The sequence below is a fragment of the Diaphorobacter caeni genome (assembly GCF_015354245.1).
GTDB lineage: Bacteria > Pseudomonadota > Gammaproteobacteria > Burkholderiales > Burkholderiaceae_C > Diaphorobacter_A > Diaphorobacter_A caeni.
In genome coordinates, this window is record NZ_JADKYZ010000015.1 from 1 (window position 1) to 11,569 (window position 11,569).

General features: G+C 64.8%; 5 protein-coding genes. All 5 read left to right on the plus strand.

The window, feature by feature from the left end; all coding sequences use genetic code 11:
* Positions 1-658 precede the first annotated feature (658 nt).
* The 5 genes from ISG32_RS25985 to ISG32_RS26005 all read left to right on the plus strand — a co-directional run bounded on the left by ISG32_RS25985 (position 659) and on the right by ISG32_RS26005 (position 11,535).
* Complete coding sequence (locus tag ISG32_RS25985; RefSeq protein ID WP_194773919.1) at positions 659-2,854, plus strand: malate synthase G; 2,196 nt, start codon at positions 659-661, stop codon at positions 2,852-2,854.
* A 750-nt stretch (positions 2,855-3,604) separates the two neighbouring features.
* The gene (gene wecB / locus ISG32_RS25990) at positions 3,605-4,801 is read left to right on the plus strand and encodes a non-hydrolyzing UDP-N-acetylglucosamine 2-epimerase (RefSeq protein ID WP_194773920.1); all 1,197 of its coding nucleotides are present in this window, start codon (positions 3,605-3,607) and stop codon (positions 4,799-4,801) included.
* A 10-nt stretch (positions 4,802-4,811) separates the two neighbouring features.
* Positions 4,812-7,079, plus strand: coding sequence for a hypothetical protein (locus ISG32_RS25995; protein ID WP_194773921.1), 2,268 nt, complete (start codon positions 4,812-4,814; stop codon positions 7,077-7,079).
* Positions 7,076-8,770, plus strand: a complete 1,695-nt coding sequence (locus tag ISG32_RS26000) for a glycosyl transferase family protein (protein ID WP_194773922.1) — start codon at positions 7,076-7,078, stop codon at positions 8,768-8,770. Before ISG32_RS25995 ends, ISG32_RS26000 begins: the two co-directional genes overlap by 4 nt.
* Positions 8,767-11,535: an NfrA family protein gene (locus ISG32_RS26005; protein ID WP_194773923.1), complete on the plus strand. Its 2,769-nt coding sequence runs from the start codon at positions 8,767-8,769 to the stop codon at positions 11,533-11,535. The genes ISG32_RS26000 and ISG32_RS26005 overlap by 4 nt, the downstream gene beginning before the upstream one ends.
* Positions 11,536-11,569 lie beyond the last annotated feature (34 nt).

Consider the following 11,569-nt stretch of genomic DNA (forward strand, 5'->3'; position numbering starts at 1 on the left):
CAAGGAGGCCGACCAACACAAAGCACCGCCGCCGCCCAAGAACTACGGTGCGGACATTTCAACACTCATCCGCATGATCGAGGCGGGGGAGCTTTGATCCCGTTTCAACCCACTTTTACGAATAGCCTGTTTTTTAAGCGCCTGAAGTGATTCTAATGAATCAGTTCTGATTAGGGTCAACTTTGTGAGGAATAAATTATTCTTTCACTGTCATCTTTTGTGAACCACAAGTATCTGACTATCAAGTAAAAATGTTCGTAGCACGGCGTGCTCTATGGACAAACGCCTGTTTCGCCCCTCAAAGAGAGCTGGGATTCACATCCGTTTCAGTATTTGGCCGCGTGCAGCCAAAGTGCAACAGTGCAACCCGAGCCATCGAAAATCACCCTCATCAGAACTGATCGACATGATCGCATCAACATACACGGATGTCGATCCATGCGGCGAGTCCGGACTCGGGCTGCGGCATCGGCGCGACATGCTGGGCGCTTTGGGGGCCAAAGTCCCGCATTCCATACATATAAGTCACAGATAAAACGCATTTCGCGTGATTGATTCGCCAAACAGTTCGCAATACAGTGTCATATCACGATGCCAGAGCTTTCCTCGGGCTGCAGCATCCCGCTTTCCAGTAATTCAAGGTAGAGGTAGACACACCATGACCGATCGCATTGCCGTTCACGGCCTTCAAGTCGCTTCCGAGCTGTACAACTTCGTGGACAAGGATGTCCTGCCGGGCACGGGCGTGGACAGCGCCTCGTTCTGGAAGGGTTTCGACGCGCTGGTCGCCGACCTCGCGCCCAAGAACGCCGCCCTGCTGGCCGAACGTGACCGCCTGCAGAAGGAGCTGGACACCTGGCACAAGGCCAACCCCGGCCCCATCACCAACATGGCCGCCTACCGCGACTTCCTGACGAAGATCGGCTATCTGGTCGAGCCGCCCAAGGGCGCCAAGGCCACGACCGAAAACGTCGATGCCGAACTGGCCAAGATCGCCGGCCCGCAGCTCGTGGTGCCGATCCTGAACGCACGCTACGCACTGAACGCAGCCAACGCACGTTGGGGCTCGCTGTATGACGCGCTGTACGGCACCGACGCCATCAGCGAAGAAGGCGGCGCTGAAAAGGGCAAGGGCTACAACCCCGTGCGCGGCGCGAAGGTGATCGAATTCGCTCGCAACTTCCTCGACCAGGCCGTGCCGCTTGCCAAGGGTTCGCACAAGGATGCAACCGCGTACAAGGTGGTTGCCGGCAAGCTGGAAGTGACGCTCAAGGACGGCTCCACCACGGGCCTGAAGGACGCGGCCAAGTTCGTCGGCTATCAGGGTGATGCAGCGGCTCCGCAGTCGATTCTGCTGATCAACAACGGCATGCACATCGACATCCGCATCGACAACACCACCGCCATCGGCAAGACCGACGCGGCGGGCGTGTCCGACGTGGTGGTGGAAGCGGCTGTCTCCACGATTCTCGACCTGGAAGACTCCGTGGCCGCGGTGGACGCTGAAGACAAGGTGCTGGGCTACAGCAACTGGCTGGGCATTTTGAAGGGCACGCTGACCGAGTCGTTTGACAAGGGCGGCAAGACCGTGACGCGCGGCCTGAACGCCGACCGTGAATACACCGGCGCCGACGGCAAGCCGCTCAAGCTGCATGGCCGCTCGCTGATGTTCCTGCGCAATGTGGGCCACCTGATGACCAACCCTGCAATCCTGTGGGGCGCGGACAAGAAGGAAATCCCCGAAGGCATCATGGACGCCGTGGTCACCACCGCCATCGCCATCCACGACCTGAAGGGCCACGGTGCCAACGGCATCAAGAACAGCCGTACCGGCAGCGTGTACATCGTCAAGCCGAAGATGCACGGCCCCGCAGAAGTCGGCTTTGCCAACGAACTGTTTGGCCGCGTCGAGAAGCTGCTCGGTCTGCCCGAGAACACCGTCAAGCTCGGCATCATGGATGAAGAGCGCCGCACCAGCGTGAACCTGAAGGCATCCATCGCCGCAGCGCCCGCACGCGTGGCGTTCATCAACACCGGCTTCCTCGACCGCACTGGCGACGAAATGCACACCGCCATGCAAGCGGGCCCGATGGTGCGCAAGGGCGAGATGAAGACCAGCGCATGGCTGCAGGCCTATGAGAAGAACAACGTGCTCGTCGGCCTGACCATGGGTCTGCGCGGCCGCGCCCAGATCGGCAAGGGCATGTGGGCCATGCCTGACCTGATGAAGGCCATGCTGGAGCAGAAGATCGCCCACCCCAAGGCCGGTGCCAACACCGCCTGGGTGCCATCGCCCACCGGAGCCACGCTGCACGCGCTGCACTACCACCAGGTGAGCGTGGAAGACGTGCAAAAGGAACTGGAGAAGACCAGCGCCGACGACGTTCGCGACGACATCCTGGCCGACCTGCTCCAAGTGCCGGTCGCCAAGGACCCCAAGTGGAGCGACGCCGAGAAGCAGCAAGAGCTGGACAACAACGTGCAAGGTATCTTGGGCTACGTGGTGCGTTGGGTGGATGCAGGCATTGGCTGCTCCAAGGTGCCGGACATCCACAACGTCGGCCTGATGGAAGACCGCGCCACGCTGCGCATCTCCAGCCAGCACATCGCCAACTGGCTGCTGCACGGCATCGTCACCAAGGAACAAGTGCTCGACACGTTCACGCGCATGGCCAAGGTGGTGGACGGGCAGAACGCCGGTGACGCCAGCTACATCAGCCTTGAAAAGAACCCCCAGGGCGCCGCCATGCAAGCCGCGCAGGAACTGGTGTTCAAGGGCGAAGAGCAGCCTTCGGGCTACACCGAGCCGCTGCTGCACGCATGGCGCCTGAAGGTGAAGGCCGGCGCTAAGTAAGACGCGCCACCGTCCCTCGACCTCTCAAGAGCCCGCTGTTCGCAGCGGGCTTTTTTTGTTTCCCGAGCGGCACCGCTCTCCGGGTGGCTTCGCGCCATCCCAGTCATCCTCAGCCATCTCCCGCCCTCTCCCATGCCGCCTCGGGCCATGCACCGCAGGAGGAGCGCCGCGCCGTGCACCACTGACTGGCGGGGCGTTGGGCCAAGTCTTTGCTTTTGCTTTTGCTTTTGCTTTTGCGTTTGCTTTTGCCTTCTCAGCCCCACCACTGGAAAACATCTGTGATGTGTCGGCTTTTTCGGTCTTGCGGCCCTTTGCGCGCTTGATTGCAAACAAACCTTACGAAGCCTCCCCAGAACTGGGTATTTCCAAATGCTACTGCGCTTCCCGCTGGGTAAGAAGTTCAAGCCGGGGTGAATCGCAACGTCGGATGAGAGTTTTCGAGCGCAATATGTGTGAGCGATCACTCATTGAGAAAGCGCTATGAATTATAGATTTTCCATAGATTGATTTTTTCAACCGATATTTTGGTCACTCACAAAAGCAACAAATCTGTCACAAGTAGGCACGGGTGACCGGTTGCGTAATTGCTCGAGAAGTCAAAAATACAGACTATTGAAAACAACTTTTCAATAGATTTTGCGAGGAGCCCGCCGATTGAGGCGGGGTTGAACACCTTCTGCAACGCGCATGAAAAGCGCGTGCAACGAAGGGCCATCAGGGGGGGATTGCCCAACGGCAATCGACGACAAGATGAAGAAGATTCTTTCCGTCTTTGGTACACGGCCTGAAGCCATCAAAATGGCGCCGTTGGTCAAGGTGCTGGATCTGACGCCAGGCATCGAGAGCTTGGTGTGCGTGACCGGTCAGCATCGTCAGATGCTGGATCAGGTGATGCAGCTGTTTCAGATCCGGGCCGATTTCGATCTCGCCGTGATGCAGCCCAACCAGTCGCTCAACGGCCTGTTCACCCGTGCGATGTCCGGCGTGGACGAGGTGATCGCCAATGTGCGTCCGGACGTGGTGCTGGTGCATGGCGACACAAGCACCGCCTGCGCCTGCGCTCTGGCCGCCTTCCATCGGCGCACGCCCGTGGGGCATGTGGAGGCCGGGCTGCGCACCGGCAATCTCTCGATGCCGTTTCCCGAGGAAATGAACCGGCGCACCGTGGACGGCGTGAGCGAATGGATGTTCGCGCCCACCCTGACGTCCAAGGCCAATCTGCTGCGCGAGAACCTGCAGGGCCGCATCCACGTCACCGGCAACACCGTCATCGATGCCCTCGCCTCCACCTGCGACACGCTGCAGAAGGACGCCGTCCTCGGCGCCCGCATGCGGGCCGACTATCCGTGGATCGACCCTGAACGCAAGCTGATTCTCGTGACCGGCCATCGCCGCGAGAGCTTCGGCGACGGCTTTCGCTCGATCTGCGCGGCGCTCGCCGAACTCTCGGTGCGCCGCGACGTGCAGATCGTCTACCCGGTGCACCTGAACCCGGCCGTGCGCAACGTGGTGATGTCCTCGCTCGGCCAGTGCGACCGCATCCATCTGATCGAGCCGCTCGACTATCTCGACTTCGTCTGGATGATGCAGCGCGCGCACATCATCCTCACCGATTCGGGCGGCGTGCAGGAGGAGGCTCCGTATCTCGGCAAGCCGGTGCTGGTGATGCGCGACGTGACCGAGCGCCCCGAGGCCGTTGCAGCCGGCACGGTCACCATCGTCGGCACCCGCACCGAGCGCATTCATGCCGCCGTGACGCGCCTGCTGGACGACGCGCACTACCACGCATCCTTCGCGCGCCGCATCAACCCGTATGGTGACGGCAAGGCCTCGCAGCGCATCGTCGCGGCCCTGCTCGGCCGCAGCTTCCGCGAGTTCGGCGCTGGCGTGGACGAGAGCCCGTCCATCCCATCGGCGCACGCGGTGCCGATGCAGTCCGGCGGCTGAGGAGCCCACCATGTCCTCGCACAAGACTTCGCCTGCCCGACATGCGCCGGTGGGGCGGATCGTCGCCCACGCAAGCACCGCCATCGCCGCCACGGCCTGGTTGCTGACCAGCGTTTGCGCGCACGCCAGCCCGCTTGCCGAAGGACTGCAGCAGCTCGGCCAGGGGCAGCGGTTCGAACAGCGCATTTCGCTCACGGCACTGGGCGTGATGGGGCAATCGGTGAACATTCCCGCCGATTCGCTGCAGGAGTTCTACTGGCCGCAGCATGGTGCGGACAGCACACGTTCGCTGGTGATCACGACCCCCGCGAACCAGCCCGCACCGGCCCTTGCCGTCAACGGCGCGGCCACTGCCCTGCCACCCGTCACTCCGGGCAAGCCCGACGAGCTGGTGCGCACTGTGCTGCCGCTGGCCGGCTCCGCGCCCCTGGCGCGCATCGGCATGCAGGTGGGACCGCAGGCCCCCGCCACCTGCGACGCGAAAACCACCGGAGCGGTGGCGCTGAATCCGGAAACCTATCTGTCCTACCACGGCGCGGGCATGCCCACGCCCACGCCGAAGACCGGCACCTGGTCACAGGCCGTGGCCGCGATGCCCGAGCGGCCCTTCCTGCTGGTCGCTGCGCCTCCGTTGAGCCGTGAAACGTTCGACACCGCATGGCGCGTCGGTCTCGCGATGGCCAGGCAGGGACGGCAGGTCTCGGTGCATGCGCTGCCCAGCGTCGGCGACATCGTGGACACGCGCACGCTGAGCGTGCCGCCCGCACTCATGCCCATCAACGCCTTCGCGGCACTGAACGATGCGAGCGAACACCACGCCATCGCGAGCGCCGCCGAAATCGGCGCGCTGCTGATGCTCGATGCGGGTGGCCTGCTCGCCGACGTCGTCGTCGTGGACGCGCATTTGCAAAGTCAGCTGGCGAGCGCGCTCGATGCGCTGCAGATGCAGATCACCGACGAAGACGCGCTCGCCGTGTTCCAGCAGTGGCGCGACAGACGCATGCCGTTGGCCCGGGCCTCCGGCGCGCTTGCCGCGCTCGTGCCGACCCCGTTCGGCGCGCACAGCGCCTGGGCCATCAAGGCCGACGGCGCGGCCAGCATCGCGGCGCTCGACACCCACGCGCAATGGCAGCCGCTCACGGCTGTTGCCGACGGCGCCGCACGCCTTGCCAGCAGCCAGGCCCATCATCCGCTGCTGCGCGAATCCACCAACGGCCAGGCGCCACAGCAGCGGCAGCAGTTCACCGTGCAGGCCCCCCAGAACTGGGCCGCGAGCTTTGCGCTCACGCCGCCGCTGGCGTCCGGCCATACGCCGTCGCACATCCAGGTCAGCTTTCAACTGCCCGACAACGCCAGGCAGCAAAGCCCCGTCGGCGTGCTGCACTGGAACGGCATTCTGCTGGCGGCGCGCAATCTCAAGGGCTCGGGCGAGCGCGAAACGCTGGCCGCCGACATCCCCGTCTATGCCCTCAGCGCCATCAACGTGCTGCAGGTTTCGGTGAAGCAGGATGCGCCCTCCGGAGGTTGCACGCCGCCCACCGCGATACCCGCAACCGCGCTGCAGTTCGACGTGCGCTTCAACGCGGGCGCGGCGGCAGGTGCCGGCACGCAATCCACCGACAGGCCCGCGTTCGCCGACGTCATCAGCAGTCTGGGCAGAACGGCCGACATCGCCGTTCCGCAGAGCTATCTCACACAGGCGCGACGGGGTATCACGAACACCATTCAGCTGACTGCGGCCGCCAACGTCTCGCCCATCGCTTCGCGGCTCATACTGGTCGACGAAAAGAAATCCTTCGCGCCCACGCAGCCCTTCGTCGCGCTCGATGTGGACCTGCCCGGCACGCCGCGCGCCTTCGCGCTGCAGGACATGCAGGTCGCGCTGCGCGGCACGCCGATCAAGGGCCTGCCGTGGCCACGGGCCAGTGGCGTGACGGCGGTGCAGGCGGTTCACGCCGGCGGCCAGAACGGCCTGCTGTGGTATCCGCTGGGTGCAGAGACACGCGTGCGGCCCACGGGCCTGCTGGTCAATCACGGACGGCTCGCGCTGCTCGGCCCGGGCACCGAGGTCGCCTGGGTGAACGCCACCGGCTCCGTGGTGAGCGCCGCCGACGCCAACACGGCGGGGACCATGTACGAGTGGCGCAGTCTGTTTTCCTGGGGTGTCCCGGTGACGCTGGTGACGCTGGTCGTCTTCTTCGCGCTGCTGGTGGCCGCGGCCATCGCGGCACGCAGAGCCAAACGCAAATCGCAGGCAATGGAGGGAGCAACATCATGATGTCATCGCACTACTGGCCGTATCTGGTCGCCGACTACTACCACTGGCTCGAGATCGCCGGTGTCGTCGTGGCCCTCGTCATCTTCATCTCCAGCGTGGACGACCTGTTCGTCGACGCGTGGTTCTGGATCCGCAAGCTGTACCGCCGCTTCTTCGTGCGCGTGCGGCATGCGCCGCTGAGCAGCGAAGCGGTGCGCGCCAAGCGCGAGCAGCCGCTGGCGATCATGGTGCCCGCCTGGCTCGAATATGACGTCATCGCGATGATGCTCGAGAGCATGGTGAGCACGCTCGAATACAAGAACTACATGATCTTCGTGGGCACATACCAGAACGACGAGCGCACCAAGAACGAGGTCGAGCGCATGCGCCGCCGCTATCGCCAGCTGATCCGCGTGGAGGTGCCGCACGACGGCCCCACCTGCAAGGCCGACTGCCTGAACTGGCTGGTGCAGGCCATTCTTCAGCAGAACCAGCGGCAGGAAACGCCGTTCGCGGGCCTCATCCTGCACGACAGCGAGGACGTGCTCCACCCGCTGGAGCTCAAGTACTACAACTACCTGCTGCCCGGCGTGGACTTCATTCAGCTGCCCGTCGCATCCATCGAGCGCAACTGGTATGAACTGGTCGCGGGCACCTACATGGACGAGTTCGCCGAATGGCACACCAAGGACCTCGTCGTGCGCGAGAGCATGTCGCACATGGTGCCTTCGGCGGGCGTGGGCACCTGCTTCTCGCGCCGCGCGATGGACGCTCTGGCGCGCCAGACGCACAACCAGCCCTTCAACACCGACACGCTGACCGAGGACTACGACATCGGCGTGCGTCTGTCGCGCATGGGCATGAAGCAGATCTTCGCCAGCTTTCCCGTGGATCACCCCACCCGCCGCCAGACCTGGTTCGGCTTCGGCCCGCTGAAGGAAGAGACTCGCAAGCTGCCGCTCGACATCCGCGAGTTCTTCCCCAACACGTTCAAGACGGCCTACCGCCAGAAGGCGCGATGGACGCTGGGCATCGGCCTGCAGGGCTGGAGGCAGGTGGGATGGAAGGGATCGCTCGCCACGAAGTACCTGCTGTTCCGCGACCGCAAGGGCCTCGTCACGTCGTTCGTGGCGATTGCGGGCTACCTGCTGCTGCTGAACTTTCTGGCGTTCTGGCTGGCGGACAAGATGGGCTGGTGGCAGACCTATTTCCCGACGCAGTTCTCTCCGCGCGGCTGGGTGGGCACGCTCATCCTGCTCAACGGCATCGCGTTGGTGCTCAGAACCGTGCAGCGCGGCTTCTTTGTCAACCACCTCTACGGCTGGGAGCATGCGCTGCTCTCCGCGCCGCGCATGGTGATCGGCAACTTCATCAACGCCGCGGCCGCAGCACGCGCCTGGAAGCTGTTCATCGTGCACATCTTCACCGGCAAGCGCCTTGCATGGGACAAGACCATGCACGACTTCCCGTCCGCAGACCAGCTCGTGCAGCAGCGTCAGAGTCTGGGCGACCTGCTCGTGAGCTGGAAGGTCATCAACGACGAACAGCTGACCCACGCGCTGCAACGTCAGAAGCAACTGGGACTGCAGCTGGGTGAAGTGCTGATCCAGCAGCATCTGCTTGACGAGGACACCCTGCAGGAAGCCATCTCCTACCAGCTGTATGTGGAGGAGGTGTCGCGTCCAGCCCCACTCATGCCGGAGCCTGCATGATGCGCACGTTGCTCGTCAGCGCCAATGCGGCCGTCGCGCTCACGCTGGGCGCGGGCGCAGCCCATGCCGCGCCCCATGCGGCACCCGCGACAGCGGCGGCAGCGACTGCTCCCGCACAGGCCGCAGAGCGATCGCTCAAGGGCCAGGCCTACCGCACGGCAAGGCAAGCCTATGCGGCCTATGACGCCAAGCGCTATCCACAGGCCGAACAGCTCGCGCGTCGCGCGATCGCGTTGCGGCCCGACGTGCTGCGCTTGCGCATGCTGCTCGTCTACGCGCTGCAAAAGCAGGGCAAGATCGAGGACGCGCGCGCCGCCATCAACGAAGCGCAGGCCTATGGCCTGCGGTCCGACGAGCTGGATCAGGCCAAAAGCAATCTGCAGGCCGCTGGCGGCGCGGTGCAAAGCGACGCCTTCCGGCAGGGGTTTCCCATCGCCACGCAGGCGTTTGTGGACTACAACGCGCAGAAGTACGCGTCCGCCGCTCAGCTTGCCGAAAAGGCCTTCCGGATCGACCCATCGCAGGGCAACTGGGCACTGCTGTGGATCACCGCGCTCGAGGCGCAGAGCAAATTGCAAGCCGCCGTGGACGCGGCCGATGCCGCCATCGCGCTCGGCGCGCCGAACCACAATGACCTGCAGGCACGCAAACAGGCGCTGCTCAAATCCATGTCGGCAGAGCCGGCCGTCGGCGCCTATCGGGCACTGGGAGAGTTCCAGAACGACAACGCCGTCGATCTCGCCCGCAAGGCCGTCGACCTCGCGCCGGACACGCAGAGCCACCGCTTGCTGCTGCTCACCACGCTCGTGCTCGCCAACCGCATGGCCGAAGGCGAAGCGGCCGCCAGCGACGCGCTCTCGCAGGATGTGGAGGACACCAACGCGCTCGTCATGCGCGCGTATTTCCGCCAGCGCCAGCTCAAGACCGAACAGGCCAACAAGGACTTCGACGACGCCATGGTGCAGGACTGGCTCGACGACGTGCAGCGCACCGGCATCCGCCTCGTCGCCACCGACGCTGCGCTCGCCGTCGGCGATTTCGAGCGCGCGAAGGCGCTGCTTGCGCCGCTGCCTGCGGACGACCAGCCCGTGGCGCGGCGCCTCCAGCAGATCGCGGACCGCGAAGCGCCGCCCAAGGAGCTCACCCGCGCGAGCTACCCGCCGCCCAACATGGACTGCCACCTGACGCCCTACGGCTCGGTGTGCGACATGAAGCCCGCCGACGAGGCCAACACCGCCAGCGCCAAGGCCTATGCGGCCTACGGAAAGCAGGACTGGCAGGAGGCCATCGCCCAGGCGGAAAAGGCCGTGGAGCAGGACCCCGACAGCCCGCTGATGCAGAACCTGCTGACCATCACGCTCGCGACGGGCAACACCGCGCAGCAGTCGCGCGCGCTCGAGCGCATCAACGCCGAACTCCAGACCAAGCCCGGCGACGCCAACCTGCTGATGCAGCGCGCCTACATCCGCCAGCGGCGCAATGAATCGCTCGCGGCGCTCAAGGACTTCCAGGCCGCGCGCGCCACCGGCAAGGCGCCACCGCTCGCCATCCTCGACGAGGGCTATGCGCTCGCGCGTGTGGGCCGCAAGCCGGAGGCGGTGGCGATGTTCAAGCAGGCCATCGACCAGAGCGACGGCAACGAACTTGAGCTCACACCCGAGCAGCGCTACAACACACGAAGCGCCATCGCGGGCCTGTCGCGCGAATGGGGCGCGTCGGTGTCAACCAGCTACCGGGGCGCACGCGCTGCGGGATCGGGCCTCAACAACACGCCGATCACGACCGGCTCGGACTCGGTCTTCGGCATGGCCGATGTCTACTGGCGGCCACCGCAGTTCCTCAACGAGGGCAATCAGATCTTCGAGGTCTACGGCCGCGTGATGAGCACGCTGCATGCGGGATCGTCGAGCGCGCCGGAACAGTCCGTCATCGACCCCTGCACCGGCCGCCCGATACCGCTCGGTGCCAGCCGATACGACGGCGTCTCCGGCATGCCGACCACCATCGGAGCGCTGGGTGTGCGCTTCACGCCATCCACCGACTACGCCTTCTCCGTCGGTCTGGAGCGGCGCTTTCTGCTCGGATCGACAACGCGCTCGGGCTCGGTCACGCCCGCCTCGGCCGACCTGCGCTGCAAGCTCAGCGGACGCGATCCATCGCAGCCCGGAGCCCCCGTCGTCGGCAATGCGCAGTCCATCCTGTTCGACGCAAACGCGAGCCAGGGCGGATGGCTGGCCTACGCGACCTATGGCTTCTATCGCGGCACGGCGCTGCGCCATGACATGCCGAGCTGGTTCACGATGGAAGGCTACGTGCAGGGCGGCTACTACCGCGAAGACCTGTCCGCCAATTTCTGGATGCGCGACCAGAACACCGGCACCGACGGCGGACGCCAACGCGGCAAGTACCGGCGCGACCAGTGGTTCGCCAACGCCGAAATGCGCGTGGGCCGCAGCGTCCGCATGGACTCGGTGAGCGAGCGGCTGATGCTGTTTCCGCACTTCGTTCTCGCGGCCGACTACCAGCGCCAGAACTACCGCGCACGCGTTCCGCAGTTCAGCGAGGAGATGCGCGTGCTGGGCAACGGCTCGACCTGGTCCGCAGGCGCGGGTGCCGGCGTCAGCGCGCGCTACGCCTTCCGCGAGGATCACTACAACGCGCCGCGCTCCTACGTCGACTGGACCGTGCAGTACCGCACCAGCCTTGGCAGCGGCCAGAAGGACCGCGCCAAGGGCTGGTTCATGAGCCTCTCGCTCTGGTACTGAAACGGGCCATGGATGAGGCAACGGATGAGGCAAC